The organism is Solwaraspora sp. WMMA2065 (assembly GCF_030345075.1).
Lineage (GTDB): Bacteria > Actinomycetota > Actinomycetes > Mycobacteriales > Micromonosporaceae > Micromonospora_E.
Genome location: NZ_CP128361.1, coordinates 4,795,924 through 4,810,952 on the forward strand (window position 1 = coordinate 4,795,924; position 15,029 = coordinate 4,810,952).

The following is a 15,029-nucleotide window of genomic DNA, read 5'->3' on the forward strand; positions in this document are numbered from 1 at the left end:
TACGACGGTTTCAAAGGTTGATAAGGGTTAACTGTGACGGATACTCCCGAGTCCTTCGGCAGCGAGCCGGATCCCGTGGCAGCCGCCGCGGCTGCGGTCGCCCGCCACGATCGCATCGAGCCGGTCGGGCTGGAAGTCGAGATGCAGCGTTCGTACCTCGACTACGCGATGAGCGTGATCGTCGGGCGGGCGCTGCCGGACGTACGGGACGGGCTCAAGCCCGTACACCGCAAGATCCTCTACGCCATGTTCGACTCGGGCTACCGGCCGGACCGGGGCTACGTCAAGTGCTCCCGGGTCGTCGGCGACGTGATGGGTCAGTTCCACCCGCACGGCGACTCGGCCATCTACGACGCGCTGGTCCGGATGGCGCAGCCCTGGTCGCTGCGGTACCCGCTGGTCGACGGCAACGGCAACTTCGGCTCCCCGGGCAACGATCCGGCAGCCGCGATGCGCTACACAGAGTGCAAGCTCGACCCGCTGGCGATGGAGATGCTGCGGGACATCGACGAGGACACCGTCGACTTCCAGGACAACTACGACGGGCGGGCCAAGGAACCGGTGATCCTGCCGGCCCGGATCCCCAACCTGCTGATCAACGGCTCCGAGGGCATCGCGGTCGGCATGGCCACCAAGATCCCGCCGCACAACCTGCGGGAGATCGCGGCGGCGGTGCAGTGGTGCCTGGAGAACCCGGAGGTCGACGAGGCGACCACGCTCGAGGCGCTGATCGAGATCGTCAAGGGCCCGGACTTCCCGACCGCCGGTCTGATCGTCGGCACCACCCCGATCCAGGACGCCTACCGCACCGGTCGCGGGTCGATCCGGATGCGGGCCGTGGTCGAGGTCGAGGAGGACAAGAAGGGCCGGACGTCGCTGGTCGTCACCGAACTGCCGTACCAGGTCAACCCGGACAACCTTGCCGAGCGGGTCGCCGAGCTGATCAAGGAGGGCAAGATCGGCGGGATCGCCGACATCCGCGACGAGTCCTCCGGGCGTACCGGCATGCGGCTGGTGCTGGTGCTCAAGCGCGACGCCGTCGCCAAGGTGGTGCTTAACAACCTCTACAAGCACACCCAGCTGCAGGAGACGTTCGGCGCCAACATGCTGGCCCTGGTCGACGGGGTGCCGCGCACGCTGAACCTGGCGCAGTTCATCCGGTTCTACGTCGAGCACCAGATCGACGTGATCCGGCGGCGCACCGCGTACCGGCTGCGCAAGGCCGAGGAGCGGGCGCACATCCTGCGCGGTCTGGTCAAGGCGCTGGACATGCTCGACGAGGTGATCGCCCTGATCCGGCGGTCGCCGACGGTCGAGGACTCCCGGCAGGGCCTGATGCGGCTGCTCGACGTCGACGAGATCCAGGCCACCGCGATCCTGGACATGCAGCTGCGCCGGCTGGCGGCCCTCGAACGGCAGAAGATCATCGACGAGCTCGCCCGGATCGAGCTGGAAATCACCGACCTCAAGGACATTCTGGCCAAGCCCGAGCGGCAGCGGCGGATCGTCTCGGAGGAGCTCGGCGAGATTGTCGCCAAGTGGGGCGACGAGCGGCGGACGAAGATCGTGCCGTTCGACGGCGAGGTCTCGATGGAGGACCTGATCGCCCGCGAGGACGTGGTGGTCACCATCACCCGCACCGGGTACGCCAAGCGGACCAAGGTCGACCTCTACCGCTCGCAGCGCCGGGGCGGCAAGGGCGTCAGCGGTGCGACGCTGCGCCAGGACGACATCGTCAGCCACTTCTTCATCGCGTCCACCCATGACTGGATGCTGTTCTTCACCAACAAGGGCCGGGTCTACCGGGCGAAGGCCTACGAGTTGCCGGAGGCATCCCGTACCGCCCGTGGCCAGCACGTGGCCAACCTGTTGGCCTTCCAGCCGGACGAACACATCGCCCAGGTCATCCGGATCCCGAACTACCAGGTGGCGCCCTACCTGGTGCTGGCGACCCGCAACGGCCTGGTGAAGAAGACCCGGCTGGAGGAGTTCGACTCGAACCGCTCCGGTGGGATCATCGGCATCAACCTGCGGGACGCCGACGAACTGGTCGGAGCGGCTCTCGCCGGCGGGGCCGACGACCTGCTGCTGGTCTCCAAGAACGCCCAGGCGATCCGGTTCACCGCGACCGACGAGGCGCTGCGTCCGATGGGGCGGGCTACATCGGGGGTGATCGGGATGCGGTTCACCGACACCGACGAACTGCTCGCCATGGCGGTCGTCCGGGAGGGGATGGACCTGGATGTTTTGGTCGCCACCAACGGCGGGTACGCGAAACGTACTCCGATCGAGGAGTATCCGGTGCAGGGCCGGGGAGGCAAGGGTGTGCTGACTGCGAAGATCACCGAGCGCCGCGGTGGTCTCGTCGGCGCGGTCGTCATCAGTCCGGACGACGAGCTCTTCGCGATCACCAGCAACGGTGGCGTGATCCGGACTCCGGTGAAGCCTGTACGACGTACCCGGGACCGGAACACAATGGGGGTCAAGCTCATGGACCTCCCAGACGGCGTGACCATCGTGGCCATTGCTCGCAATGCCGACGAGCCTGACGAACAGGACTAGTTGATGACGGAGACCCAGGCGAAGTCGGGGGGAACAGGATCCTCGGCGGCTCCGGTCGACGAGGAATCCGCCGCCGGAGGCACATCAACGGCCACCGGCCGCGCCGCTGTCGGCCGGGCCAGCGTGCCCGGTGATTCGCCGTCGCCCAAGTTCACCCGGGCGCCAGGGATGCCTCCCCCGCCCGACAGACCCGCCGACGACCCAGCCGGTGGCACCGGCGACTCCGTCGACGGTTCGACCCGCGCCGGAGGCACCGGCGACAGCGCCACTCAGCTCGGCGGCATATCCGCCTCTTCCGGAAGGTCGGCACCTCCTGTGACGTCGGCACCTCCTGTTTCATCCGCTCCGCCGGCCAGCTCCGGCAGCGGATTCACCGGTGGAGCGCTCGGCGCCACCGCGGCAAGTGGCACCCGACCGGGCGGTGGGCTCGGGCCCACCGGGCAGTTCGGCACCATCGGCGGCACGGCCCGGGTGGGTACGGCCACTCCCGGCTCGCGGACCGGCCTGGGTTCGCCGACCGTACGCACGATCGGTGGTGCCGGTGCCGGTGCCGGTGCCGGTGCCGGTGTTGGCGCGGTCGGCGCGGCGCGAGTCGGCCCTGACGGTGCCCGCACCGCGCGACCCGGGGTCAGCTCGGCTGCCTCGCGAGGTCCGCGTCGAGCTCGCCTCAACCTGAAGCGGATCGACCCCTGGTCCGTCATGAAGTTCTCGTTCGCGGTCTCGCTGGTGCTGTTCATCGTGGTGATCGTCGCGACCTCGGTGCTCTACCTGGCGCTTGACGCGATGGGCGTGTTCCAGAGCGTCAACGCCAGCCTCGGTGACCTGATCGGTACCGGCACCGGGGACGGTCCGAGCCTGCGGATCACCGCTCAGGGCGTGATCGGCACGGCGGCGCTGTTCGGGCTGATCAACGTGGTGCTCTACACCGCGCTGGCGACGCTCGGCGCGTTCATCTACAACGTCTGCGCCGACCTGGTCGGCGGGATCGAACTGACCCTGGCCGAGCGGGACTGATCCGGCCCGCTCAGGGAAGCGGAGGACGGCCGGGCGGGTCGATACCCATTGGCCCCGGCCGTCCGCGATCCGGTAGTCTCCCCATGGTCCGGCGCTCCGTTCGCCGGCTGCCGGTGGCTTTCGCCCCGAGTTGGGGTGTAGGACACAGGTGCGGTAACCTTGCTCGTCGCGTACGGGGCTATAGCTCAGTCGGTTAGAGCGCAGAGCTGATAACTCTGAGGTCGCTGGTTCGATTCCAGCTAGCCCCACTCCACGACAGTCGAGCGTAAGGGGACACGCCCCATGGTCAAGAAGATCCTCATCATCGCCGGCGTCATCGGCGTAGCCGCGCTGATCGCCAAGAAGGTCAAGGAGACCAGCGACGAGCGTGCCCTCTGGCACGAGGCGACCACCGCTCCTGATCTCCGCTGATCCAACTTCTGTCCCCGGACCGCAGTCGTCACCGCTGCGGCGGGGACCACTCGGGGCCATAGCTCAACTGGCAGAGCACTGCCTTTGCAAGGCAGGGGTTAGGGGTTCGAGTCCCCTTGGCTCCACTCACCACCCGCCCTGACCAGGGCTTGGATGTTTTCCAAGATCCACTAGTACAACATCGGTACAAACCAGTGTTGATCATGGTCGGTGGCTCCCGTCGGCAGCCGCCCGCAACGCAGCCCCGACCAGGCCCCGCGTGCGCTCCCGCTTCGGCCACCAGTGCACGTACGTCTCCAGCGTGATCCGCAGCGTCTTGTGCCGCAGCAGCCGCTGTACCTCCTGCGGCTCGGCGTGGTTCGTGATCAAGGTCGTGGCGAAGAAGTGCCGCAGCGCATGGAACGTGCCGTGCTCCTTCGGCCACCCGGCCGCCTCCCGCCAGCGCGCCCACTCCCGCGACCAGGTCCGGTCAGTGAACGGCCTGCCGCGCGTGGTGGTGAACAACAGCGGCACCGTCCGGCGCACCGGATCACCCCCGCAAATGTCGACCAGGTCGACGCCGACCGGCGGAAACTCGCGGACGTGGTCGGCCAGCATCTCCGCCACCACCGGATCCAGGTCGATCGTGCCGGACGAACGAGCTTTCGGCTCACTGAGGTAGAACCCGTCGTACACCTTGGGTGAGTAGCGCAGTTGCTGAACGATGTGCAGCTCGCCGCGCCCGGCGTCAACGCACCGCGTGCCGTCTTCCATCCCCAGCGCCTCACCGTGCCGGCAGCCCTGACCCGCACCGAGCCAGATGGCCGCCCGGTAGCGCGGCGGGACGGCGTCGATCAGCGCCAACACCTCCGCCTCAGTCGGCACCCACTTCGGCACCCGCGAGACGCCCCGCAGCACCTGGGCCAGCTTCACCCCGTCGCACGGGTTGTCCGGGATGAGCTTGTCCGTGACGGCCGCCGCCAGGACCGCATCCAGCAGCTCGAAGTACAGCCGCAGCGTCGATCCCGGAGTGTCCTCGGACAGCCGGCGGGTCAACCATTCGAGTACGGACGTGAGCCGGATCGACCGCGCCGGCTGGTCGCCGAACACCGGGTACAGGTGCAGCCGCAGGTTCGATTCCACCCGCCGCCGAGTCTCCACCGCCCAACCGATTTCACGGGACAGCCGCCAGCGCTCGCCGTACTCCCGGAACGTGATCTGTCGGTCGGCGAGGTCGACCCTGGTCTCACGGGCGACACCGGCACGGGCATCGGCATCCCACGCGTCAGCGTCGACCTTGCGCTCAAAGAACATGGTGCGAGCCCGGCCGGACGCGTCGGTGAAGCGGACCCGCCACCGCTTGCCCTGCCCGTGCCGCTTCGATGGCAGCCGCTTGCCGTTCGGCCCGCGCTTGTTCAGGTACCAGAGATCATCAACGGGCATGTCAGGCCGCCTGATCCGCGAGCCAGGCCCGCACGTCCGCCGGGTCGTACCGCAGGTGACGGCCCACCCGTGACGCCCGTGGCCCGGTCCGCAGGTACCGCCACTGGTAGAGCGTCGACGGAGGAACCCGCAGGTACGTCGACACTTCCTGAACAGTCCAGAGAGGTTCAATGGTGGGGGTGGTCATTGCTTCCCTTCGCCGCCGTCGCCAGTTGCCGAAAGGTCGTGCCTCGTCTCCTGTGCCGCCCGGTCCTTCGCGGCGAGGAGTTGGGAGCGCCAGCGGGCGCGTTCGGAGATGGAGCGCAGCAGCCGATGCCCCAGCGGGGTGACGTCCGGGTCGTCGGGCCGGGCCAGCTCCCACGCGTGCCGGGACGAGGTCGCGCCGTCGGTGCCGGTCGGCTGGTCGACGCCGGCCAGGTCGGTCGTCGCGCCGAGCAGTGCCCGGACCCAGGCCCGTGCGTCGTGTTTGTGGTCGGTGAGGGTCTTGCCGGACCAGTCGCGGGAGATGAGGATGCGCCGGCCGCCGATGCCGAGGGTGGCGCGTTGGTGGACTTTGCCCCGGCAGCGTCCGGGCCGCAGCTTCGCGCTGGCGTTCTTCGGTTGGACGCCGTAGAGCAGCCAGTTCGCGCACCGGTCGGTGCAGGGGGTGACCTGCAACTGTCGCCAGAACCGTTCGAGGTGCGCGCGTTGCCGGCCGCTGGTGGTGGTGTGGCAGTCGGCGGCGTGTTTGGTGATGTACTTCGTGATGTAGCGGATGGTGCGTTCCGCATCCTGGGTGCCGGGCATGACGCCGCGTGCGTCGACCTGGCTGCCGAAGCGGACGACGTGGACCGGTTCGGCGTCGGGATCGTGGTCGACCGCGTCGAGTGCTTCCGCCCAGCTGGTCAGCGGTTGACGGGTGTGCGGGTCGACCCATGCACCCTGGTCGACGTCCCAGACGGGCAGGTGTTCGCCGCCGTAGTGCTGGACTTCGACGGACGGCCACCACACCTGGTGATAGGTGGCCGCCGCCACTGTCCGCAGGATCTGCCGGGGGATGGTGCCGCGGATCGCGAAGTGAGCGTGAGGCGCGAGTCTGCGTTGCGGTTCGACGCATCCGGCGTACTGGACGTTCCAGCCTTCACACCGTCGGAGGTTCTGCCAGAACCGGTCCAGGAGTCGGGGGAAGTGGACCGCGTCCCAGGCGGCACGGCGGTAGTCGTACCGGTCGGGGTTGACCGGTGTGCCGTCCGGACGAACCGGGCCGTAGGAGTCGAGGGTGAGTGTGAGCCACATCGACGGCCGATACTGGCTGCCGTCGGGTGCGGTGTACGTCTTGCCGATCGTCCGCGCTTCGACAGGCTTGCGGGGTAGGTCGGGTGCGTCCTGGCGCCGCCTGGTCGACCGCTTCCGCCGCTTGCCGTTGTCCTGCGCGTCGCCCTGGTCGACCCCGTCCCCGTCGCCGGTTGGGGTGTGGGGTGGTGCGACGCGGCCGCGTAGTCCTTCGGCGGTGATGGCGTCTTCGACTTCGCGGATGGCGTCTTCGAGGTCGGTGACCTGTCGCCAGTCGGCTTCCCGTACGGCCGCGTCGCGTTCGAACTCGAAGTGCGCCCGCAGAACGATCAGCGCTTTCTGCTCATCCGTGGCCGGTTCGGGTGGCGGCAAGGGTTCGTCGTCGCGGTGCCAGCCGTCGCGGATCTGCGCTTGGCGCAGTCGGCGGTTGCGCTTCGCGCACGGCGGGCACTTGTCCTCACGGGTCGCCCCGCAGGGCAGGTCGATCACCTCGGTACGGCCGGTGTCGAGATCGGTCCGCCGCATCGCGAGCGGACGGATGCAGACGCCGTATTCGGTGGCGACGTCGCGGAGGACGTCGACCGACCGGGGTAGGCCCATCCGCGCGGCACGTGAGCCGGGTCGAGGTTGTTCAACGGTCGCCGGCCGATCGGTGTCGAGTCCGGGCAGGGTGGGGGCGGTCATCGGCCGACCACCATCCCGTTTGCCCGTCGCGGTTGGACGACCCCGAGCGGCGGCAGCACCGACGCGTGACCGGGGACGCGTGCCGGTTCGACGACCGCCGGCCGCTCGACGTGATCCGGTTCCGGGTCGGTGTCGTCGGTGGGGACCTGGTCGACGGTGTCCGCCTGGTCGACGCGCACCCGATCAGCCGTGTTGGCCGCCGTGGTCGACGCCGACGGGCCAGCCGGGACAGCGGGTGCGCTGGACAGCACGACCTTGACCAGGGCCAGGAACGCCAACGACGGGACAGCCGCCACGATCCACCCCCACACGGACGGTTCTGCCTCAGCCACCTGCGCGGCCAACGACAGAAGCGCGAAGCCGACCAGGAGGACGGCGACGAACCCGACCGGTCGACCGGTCCGACGCCGAGCCCGGATTTCCAGGCCGAGGTAGATGGCCATGAGCTCGACGGCGACGGCGTTGGCCCAGCCGATCCAGTGGGGTTGGCCGTGGGCGACGGACAGGTCATGGACGTGGGTGAACGCGGCCGCGCCGGCCATCGAGCCGATGGCGAGCAGGATCACCAGCCGCAGCACCGTTTCGGCACGCTGCCAGCTCATGCGTTGTCCTTGTCGTCGGTGATGGTCAGTTCGATGCGGATACGCCGGCCGGGGCGTCCGTGCCGGTGCAGGAACGTGCTCAGCCCGGTGAGGAAGGAGGCGAGTTGATCGGCGGGGCCGGTCGCGGTGATGCGGATCGGCCGGTGCAGGAGTCGGGCCAGCCACGGCAGCCGGACGAGGAGCCAGGAGGGTCGGTTGAGGGATGCCATGGTCGGGTTACCTCCCGGTCGGGTGGATGGTGGTGCGGATGTGGTCGGGTGGGTCGCCGAGGGAGGCGACCGCTTCGGACAGGCAGCGCCACAGCGCCCATGCCTCACCGGGGGTCAGGTAGACCCGGCGCCGGCCGGAGCCGATGGCGACATACAGCGGGTAGGGGTCGGGGCGGTCGGTGTCGACCCGCACGGAGACAGCTGTTCCGCGTCCGCCGTCGGGGGTGGGGGTCCGCAGCCGGTAGAAGCGCCGCCCCGACGTCGACGTCTGCGTTTCGCTCACCGGGAACCACCCCCGCTGCTGTTGTCGGTGTCGCCCTGGTCGTGCCGGAGGATGTTGAGTAGCGAGTCAGGCAGCAGCGGCCCGGAAGGCCTACGAGGCAACGGAACCCGCCGGGTCGACGCGGCAGTCTGTTCCGGTTCGGGGGCGGTTTCCCGGCCGACCTGGGCAAGGATGTCCGCAGCGGCAACCGGCGCCGCGTACTCTTCGGCCATGGTTTTGATGTCGGTGTCGGTGAGGTAGGAGAACCGGACCCGCACCGGATCAGGGGTGCCATCCAGCAGGACGTAGCCGACGCCCTTGGCCCACGACGGCATCTGATCCGCCAACGCGCCCCGGTTGCGTGCGCCGTCACCCAACACCATGTCCACCTGGGATGCCTCGGTCAGACCGAGCGCGATCCGGGTCGGGAACAGGTCCCGGAACGGCAGCACCTCCTTACGCGGGTCCTGCAACGCGGCCACCACCAGCACGCCGACGCCGGCACCCTGGGACAGCAGCAGCCCCAACGAGGACGCGATCCGCTTACGCAGCTCGACGTCTTGCAGGTACGCCGTCAGCGCCGCCATTTCGTCGATCACCACCACAACGAGGGGGTCATCAACGGTGGGTGTATGGACGCGGACCGTGCCGGCAAGACGTGCCTGCCGCTCCCGCAGGACCGCGACCGCTTCGTCTAGCAGGTCGGCCATGTCGTCGAAGGAGGTGGACGCGAACCGGGCGAACATCGGACGGCCGAACGCGAATTCCATCCCGCCCTTGGGGTCGATCACCCACAGCCGGACCAGCCCGGACGCCACCCCACCCGCCAACGAGCGCACGAGGGACCAGAGGACGGAGCCTTTCCCGCGTCGGGTCGCCCCACCGATCAGCACATGCGTCGCCAACAGATGGAGATGCCAGGTCCGCAGGTCCTCCCGCACCGCCAGCGGCAGCGCGGTGAAGTCCGGCACCGTCGGCACCGGGAACGGCGGAACCGTCCTGCGCAACGCGTCGGTGCGGACCAGGACGACGTAGACGACGTCGGGCCGGTCACGAAACCGGTAAGCGTCGACCTGGCGCAGCAGCCACCCCACCCAGCCACCGCCACGCACCGGCACCTCATCGGGGCGTTCCGTGTAGACCCGTGCATGCCGACGGCCGAACGCATAGGCAAGCTGCTCGGTCGCCTGTTGGAAGTCGGCAGGGGTCTGCCCGCGCAGCATCCGCACCGACAACACATCAAGGGCCTGGTCACAGTGCACGGCCAGGAGTTGCGGTAGCACGGTCTGGTGCTGGTAGACCCGCGACAGGTCACACATGGTCATCGCTTCCCGCCACACCCGCCGGTACACGACCGCGTGCCGCCACCGGCCGAGCACAGGTCCGGCGCACCACGACCACCAGGACGTTTCGTGCCGCCACCGCCACACCGCCGACCCCAACCCGGCCAGAACAACCGGGGTGACCAGCCCGGCAATGCCGTAGTCGAGGTACACGGCGATCGTGATCACGGAGACGGTGAGGATGCGGGGGTGCTTGAGGCACCACCACAGGCCCCGACCGGTCCACCGCGCGAGCAGGCCGAGGAGGAGCGCCCACCAGGGCAGCCGCAGTCGGCGGGGCCGGACGACGAGCAGGTCACCGGAGACGGTGGTGACGACCTCACCACGCGGACGGCCCATCATCGGTCACCCCCGGCGATGGGGAGGAATCGGCCGCGAGCGTCGCGCAGCCGGGGGAACGGCAACACCAGCTGGCCCGCGCACAGCCCACACCGGGCCGCATCCCCGCCGGCAGCCGCGTTGGCGTTGTCGGTGTCGCCCTGGGCGTCGGCAGGGTTGGGGGTGAACATGTTCTTGCAGTCGGCACAGCGGATCCGCGCCCGAGTCTGGGCGCGCTTAACCTGGGACACGTCGGAACCTCACCGAATCTGTGAAGAGGAGGAGTGGGGGGAAGACACCAGGGGTGGGGCTGCCGTCCGCCAAGACCAGACAGCCCCACCCCGAACCGAGTGCTACGACGCCGAGCCCGTACCCGTGCGCGCCTTACCGTTGGAGGCCGCGCCGGCCGGGGCGCGCATCCCCGACGCCCGCAGCGAGTACGCCATCCGCCCGTTGCTGGCCACGTACGGCGTGACCGTCATGTCGTCGAACTCCACCGCCTCGAACGGCGTGCCGGTCGGCGGGACCGGCTGGTGGTCGGCCGAGATCTTGACCGTGGTCTCCCGCGACCGCTTGCCCAACTCCGGGTCGAGGTCCATGACCCGGACCTGCCACACCCGTTGACCCGTCAGCTTGTCCTTCGCCGGCGACCGCCGGCCCGTCTTCTCGTCGTAGTCCTCGACCTCGCCCAGCGACTCGGGCACCAACGCGCACCCCGCCGGGAACACGTCCGAACACCGGACCGAGAACCTCGTTCCGCCTCGCAGAGCCATCTCTGCAACTCCCAACTTGTAGTAACGTCTGCCAACCGGCAGGACCAAAGGTAGGGACTACTTGGCAGACATGTCAACAAGTCTCGGAAAGTGGTCCGGTATACCCCGAATGACCCTTGCGGGCAGCAGCGCAACCCCGCCCGGACCAGCTAACGGGTCGACGGACGTCGACGGACGTCGACGAGCACGGGACGACGTCGACGGGCACGCGAAGAAGCCCCGCCGGTCGGTGTGGACCAGGCGGGGCGGGACGGGTGCCGGTTAGGGCAGGGTGATCGTGGTGTTGAGCGCGGTCAACGCCCGTACCCGTCGTTCGATGATCCGCATCCGGGTCGTGTGTTCGGCCGGTTCGCGGTGCGCGGCCTGGCTGGTGACCTGACCGGGCCACTTGCGGTACAGCAGGCCGGTTTCGGCGTGGAAGAAGCCGCCGGTGATGGTGCTCGCGGCCAGGAGTAGGCCGGTGTCCTCGGACGCGGGCAGGGCCATCCAGCCGCCCAGGGCGAACAGCACATCCGTCCGCAGACACAGGGTCGCCGGATGCACGGGTGCCCGGTAGTTGTTGGCGAGCCAGAACGCGTGCACGTCACCGCAGGCGATCGGCCCGGCGGGTGGGTCGGAGTCGAAGCCGACCGTGGACCCGTCCGGCAGCAGATCCAGCACCCGCGACGTCGACCACCCGATCGACGGGTGTGCGGTCAGGGTGGCGATGTCCCGGGCGAGGACACCGGGGGTGAGTTGGTCGTCGGCGTCGAGGACCTTCACCAACGGCCCGTCGACGCGGTCCATCGCGAGGGTGCGGGCGACACCGGGGCCGCCGGGTCGGCCGACACCGACGGAGATGCGCGGGTCGTCGGGTAGGGCGTCGGCGACGGCCCCGGTGCGTCCGTCCTCCTGGACCAGCCACCGCCACCCCCAGCCGTCCGGCATCTGCTGGGCGGCCAGGGAGGCGTAGGCGTCGGCGAGATAGCCGATGCTCGGCGGGTGCACCGGGGTGATGACCGAAACGACCTGGGTCAAGCAGGCCACCGCGCGAGCGTGTTCGAGTACACCAGTTCGGTGCGGTCGCCGGGCATGACGACGTCGGCGACCTCCACCACCCGCTCACCGATGTCCACCGACGTTTTGCGCACCGTCAGGACGGACACGCCCGGATCGATGTCGAGGAGTTCGGCCTCATCCGGCGACGGCGGCCTAGCGCGGATCTCATCCACGATCCGGTCAAGTTCGATCCCGACCGTGTACAGCTGATGCTGCGTACCACCCGGCCACGGCTCCTTGCCCGCGTCGAGCAGGTCCGGGTTCCCGGCGATCAACGCCACCGGCAGGAACGAGTACGACACCGACAACGGAGCCGACTCCGTGCGGGTCGTGGTCCAGTACACCCGCCGCAGCAACTCCACACCGGGCTCCAGGCCGAACGCAACCGCCATTTCGGCATCGGCCGGGACGCGGGTGTACTCGGCGTGGAACTTCAGATCATCGACCGTCAGACCGGTGTCATGCTCCGTGCCGCCCGTCGCCCGCCGTTCCGCGTCGGGGAGTAGGACGCGGTCCTTCTCCCACTGGTAGCGCTCCGTGTTACGCCGCCGCACCCGCTGACGAGGAGCCCGTACGTAGGTGCCCCTGCCTTGTTCGGCGCGGACCAGGCCCCATTCCCGCAGCTGCCGGATCGCGTTACGCACGCTCGTGCGTGACAGGCCCGACGAGTCGGCCAACTCGGTTTCCGACGGCATCAGGGTGCCCGGCGGCATGTCCCCGGACAGGATCTGACCCCGCAACTGCTCAGCGAGTTGCAGATACCGGGGGCGCCAGTCCTTGGCCGTCACGCCGGCAACGCTACCCCCTAGACGTTCATACGTCTGCCAGGTGGTCGGCGCACCGGCACGGTCCGCCCACACCCCGCCCCGCACCACCCGACGGCTGATCCGTTGGGTCATGGGCCGATCACCAGCGGCTCCATATCGGCCGGCACCAGCACCGTGTAGACCGGGCCGCCGGACTCCTGCCGCACCGACAACAGCGCCGCCGTCGGGAACTCCGGAACCTCGTCGGTGTCGACGACCAGGACCACGCCGCCGAACAGCAGCACCCGCATCCCCGGCTCCAACTGCGCAGCCCGCCGGTACGCCAACCCCTCCACCCGCACTGTCGGGCGGGTGAACGCGTGCAGCAGCCGCGTCGCCTGGTTCAGGCCGCCGAGGAACCGCGCCGCCGGACCCGGCTGCAGCAACACCGTCTGCGTTGACGCGTACCGGGTGACGTCCACCTTCACCCGTACGTCCGACACCGCCCCGTGATCAGCGATCACATCCGCACTGACCCAGCCCGTGCGCTCGGTCCCCGCCGTCACCAGACCGGCCCGGTGCATCCGGTCGCGCGGACCACACCCCGCGCACCACACCGGACACAACACCAGCCCACCCGGCCGGGCATCCTCCCCGTTCACGAGCCGCCCACCTTCCCCCGGTCGCCGCTGTCGCTGTCGTCGCCCGGTCCGGTGCCGGCCGTGTCGGCGTCGGCGAGCAGGCCGGTCAACGCGTCGACGAGCTTGCGCACCTCCGACAGGCGCAACTCAGCACACCCCGCGCCCAGCCACGGCGCAGCCGCGTGCACCGCCACCACCGGCGGCAACCGGTCACCACCGATCAGATAGGCCACCACACTGCCGCCCGCGACACGAGGCGTGCCCACCTGACACAACCTGGACCGGTGCCGCCGCGCCATGTGCGCAAAGAGTGGGGGCACCACAAGCCCACACCGGTCCCGCGCACACCACGCCGGATGCTCCACTGTCTCCGCGCCACCGCCGACCGGGGTCACCGCGACCACCGCCCACCAGCAGCCCGGAACCGCTGACCCACCGTCAACAACGGCGCACCCACCACCAGCGGAGACACCCGGGTCGGTTCCACCGCCCACCCAGGAACGACACGGGCCACCGCCCGCACAGTCGGGCCGGTCCGACGTCGACGACGCCACCACGCCACCAGACGTGACCGCGAAGCTCTCATGATCAGCACCTCCCACGCTGACAGGAGACCGGCGACCCCGCACGCAACGGGGGTAACGCGCAGAGCCGCCGGCCCCACCGCGAGATACGGCGCACCGCCCGGCGGGCGGAGTCGGGTAACGCCGCACCCCGACCAGGACACGCACCACCCGCACCCCCACACAGAGGAGGTGCCACCAGGCAGTACGCGAGCGTGTGGCCGGGACACCACCGCAGCCAACCCCTTGATCACGAGCGGCTAACCCGGCCACACACAGGGAAACGTACCTACAAGTGGACCTGTTGTCCAGATGTGGAAACGAGCAGCCAGACGGCACTTGACTACACAACAGACAGGTAACGTGACACGAGTGCCAACCCCGCACTACGGAACACCCCGCTACCGCCGCGTAGCCGACCAACTCCGCGACCGCATCACCAGCGGCGCCATACCACCCGGCGCACTCCTACCCGCAGAAACCGCACTCGCCAAAGAATTCAACGTCGCACGCGGCACCATCCGCGCCGCCATCAACGCCCTACGCCAAGACGGACTCGTCACCACCGAACACGGCCGAGGCACCCACACCCGACCAACACCCGCACCGCGCAGCCCCGACCGCGACCACCAGGACGACGCAGACCGAGGGACCGCCGCAGCCGACTCCGGCGCACAACGCCGCTACGTCGTCCACATCCCGATCCACGCCCACGACCTCACCGCAGCCATCCAAACAGCCCGCACCATCGCAGCGACCCTCGTTGACGCCCGCCCTGACCTACGCGGACTCGACTACCGCAGCGCCACCGTCACCGCCGACGAGGACCAGGCCCAGCACCACCGCGTGACCTGACGTCACCGTTGCCGCGAGTCGTGGTCAACCCCTACTACCGCGCCGCTTCCGCTCCTCGCCGCTGGCGCGGCTGCGGTGCGGGTCGGCTTGGTCCCGACCTACGTCCGCAGCACTCTCGGGAGACCGTCAGCAACCTAAATCTTCTGCCGCTTGTGCAGGGCCGCGTACCAGCAGCAGCCGCCGCCCGCAGTCACTGCTTCCCACGTTGCCGAATAGTTCTGTATTGGATCAAGACGCCGCGCCCAGCGCGGCGCGCGGGCGGAACACCGCCCGGCGGCAAGCCGCCCCGGACCGCTACGCGGCCGGGGCGGAAA

17 protein-coding genes and 2 tRNA genes are annotated in these 15,029 nt (G+C 69.4%); 6 read left to right on the top strand and 13 right to left on the bottom strand.

Annotation, left to right across the window (positions count from 1 at the left end):
- Positions 1 to 33 precede the first annotated feature (33 nt).
- The 5 genes from gyrA to O7610_RS21900 all read left to right on the top strand — a co-directional run bounded on the left by gyrA (position 34) and on the right by O7610_RS21900 (position 4,112).
- Positions 34 to 2,562 carry a DNA gyrase subunit A gene (gene gyrA, locus O7610_RS21880; RefSeq protein ID WP_289211717.1) on the top strand — a complete coding sequence of 843 codons (2,529 nt, stop codon included), beginning with the start codon at positions 34 to 36 and terminating at the stop codon, positions 2,560 to 2,562.
- A 3-nt stretch (positions 2,563 to 2,565) separates the two neighbouring features.
- On the top strand, positions 2,566 to 3,576 hold the full coding sequence (locus O7610_RS21885; RefSeq protein ID WP_289211718.1) for a DUF3566 domain-containing protein: 1,011 nt from the start codon (positions 2,566 to 2,568) through the stop codon (positions 3,574 to 3,576).
- Between the two features lie 174 nt (positions 3,577 to 3,750).
- A tRNA-Ile gene (locus O7610_RS21890) sits at positions 3,751 to 3,824 on the top strand.
- Positions 3,825 to 3,858: 34 nt separating this feature from the next.
- On the top strand, positions 3,859 to 3,987 hold the full coding sequence (locus tag O7610_RS21895; protein ID WP_233606623.1) for a DLW-39 family protein: 129 nt from the start codon (positions 3,859 to 3,861) through the stop codon (positions 3,985 to 3,987).
- A gap of 52 nt (positions 3,988 to 4,039) precedes the next feature.
- Positions 4,040 to 4,112, top strand: a tRNA-Ala gene (locus tag O7610_RS21900).
- Positions 4,113 to 4,188: 76 nt separating this feature from the next.
- Here O7610_RS21900 and O7610_RS21905 read toward each other — a convergent pair.
- From O7610_RS21905 to O7610_RS21965, 13 genes are all read right to left on the bottom strand, one after another.
- Complete coding sequence (locus tag O7610_RS21905) at positions 4,189 to 5,409, bottom strand: tyrosine-type recombinase/integrase (protein ID WP_289211719.1); 1,221 nt, start codon at positions 5,407 to 5,409, stop codon at positions 4,189 to 4,191.
- 1 nt (position 5,410) lies between these two features.
- The gene (locus O7610_RS21910) at positions 5,411 to 5,596 is read right to left on the bottom strand and encodes a helix-turn-helix transcriptional regulator (protein ID WP_289211720.1); all 186 of its coding nucleotides are present in this window, start codon (positions 5,594 to 5,596) and stop codon (positions 5,411 to 5,413) included.
- Positions 5,593 to 7,365 (bottom strand): replication initiator, encoded by a 1,773-nt coding sequence (locus O7610_RS21915; RefSeq protein WP_289211721.1) that lies wholly within the window; start codon positions 7,363 to 7,365, stop codon positions 5,593 to 5,595. Before O7610_RS21915 ends, O7610_RS21910 begins: the two co-directional genes overlap by 4 nt.
- Positions 7,362 to 7,967 (bottom strand): DUF2637 domain-containing protein, encoded by a 606-nt coding sequence (locus O7610_RS21920; RefSeq protein WP_289211722.1) that lies wholly within the window; start codon positions 7,965 to 7,967, stop codon positions 7,362 to 7,364. Before O7610_RS21920 ends, O7610_RS21915 begins: the two co-directional genes overlap by 4 nt.
- Positions 7,964 to 8,176, bottom strand: coding sequence for a hypothetical protein (locus O7610_RS21925; RefSeq protein WP_289211723.1), 213 nt, complete (start codon positions 8,174 to 8,176; stop codon positions 7,964 to 7,966). The genes O7610_RS21920 and O7610_RS21925 overlap by 4 nt, the downstream gene beginning before the upstream one ends.
- Before the next feature lie 7 nt (positions 8,177 to 8,183).
- On the bottom strand, positions 8,184 to 8,459 hold the full coding sequence (locus tag O7610_RS21930; protein ID WP_289211724.1) for a hypothetical protein: 276 nt from the start codon (positions 8,457 to 8,459) through the stop codon (positions 8,184 to 8,186).
- Positions 8,456 to 10,123, bottom strand: coding sequence for an FtsK/SpoIIIE domain-containing protein (locus tag O7610_RS21935; protein WP_289211725.1), 1,668 nt, complete (start codon positions 10,121 to 10,123; stop codon positions 8,456 to 8,458). The genes O7610_RS21930 and O7610_RS21935 overlap by 4 nt, the downstream gene beginning before the upstream one ends.
- Positions 10,120 to 10,350 carry a hypothetical protein gene (locus O7610_RS21940; protein ID WP_289211726.1) on the bottom strand — a complete coding sequence of 77 codons (231 nt, stop codon included), beginning with the start codon at positions 10,348 to 10,350 and terminating at the stop codon, positions 10,120 to 10,122. The genes O7610_RS21935 and O7610_RS21940 overlap by 4 nt, the downstream gene beginning before the upstream one ends.
- 102 nt (positions 10,351 to 10,452) lie before the next feature.
- Positions 10,453 to 10,872 carry a transcriptional regulator gene (locus O7610_RS21945; protein WP_289211727.1) on the bottom strand — a complete coding sequence of 140 codons (420 nt, stop codon included), beginning with the start codon at positions 10,870 to 10,872 and terminating at the stop codon, positions 10,453 to 10,455.
- 261 nt (positions 10,873 to 11,133) lie between these two features.
- Positions 11,134 to 11,898, bottom strand: coding sequence for a glycosyltransferase (locus O7610_RS21950; protein ID WP_289211728.1), 765 nt, complete (start codon positions 11,896 to 11,898; stop codon positions 11,134 to 11,136).
- A complete protein-coding gene (locus tag O7610_RS21955; protein WP_289211729.1) occupies positions 11,886 to 12,809 on the bottom strand; it encodes a GntR family transcriptional regulator in 924 nt (307 codons plus the stop codon). Before O7610_RS21955 ends, O7610_RS21950 begins: the two co-directional genes overlap by 13 nt.
- Positions 12,806 to 13,318 (bottom strand): hypothetical protein, encoded by a 513-nt coding sequence (locus O7610_RS21960; protein WP_281550829.1) that lies wholly within the window; start codon positions 13,316 to 13,318, stop codon positions 12,806 to 12,808. Before O7610_RS21960 ends, O7610_RS21955 begins: the two co-directional genes overlap by 4 nt.
- Positions 13,315 to 13,563, bottom strand: coding sequence for a hypothetical protein (locus O7610_RS21965; protein ID WP_289211730.1), 249 nt, complete (start codon positions 13,561 to 13,563; stop codon positions 13,315 to 13,317). The genes O7610_RS21960 and O7610_RS21965 overlap by 4 nt, the downstream gene beginning before the upstream one ends.
- Before the next feature lie 660 nt (positions 13,564 to 14,223).
- On the opposite strand from O7610_RS21965, the gene O7610_RS21970 reads away from it, so the two are divergent.
- Entirely contained in the window at positions 14,224 to 14,715 is a 492-nt protein-coding gene (locus O7610_RS21970) for a GntR family transcriptional regulator (RefSeq protein ID WP_289211731.1), read from the top strand.
- The last annotated feature ends 314 nt before the right edge of the window (positions 14,716 to 15,029 follow it).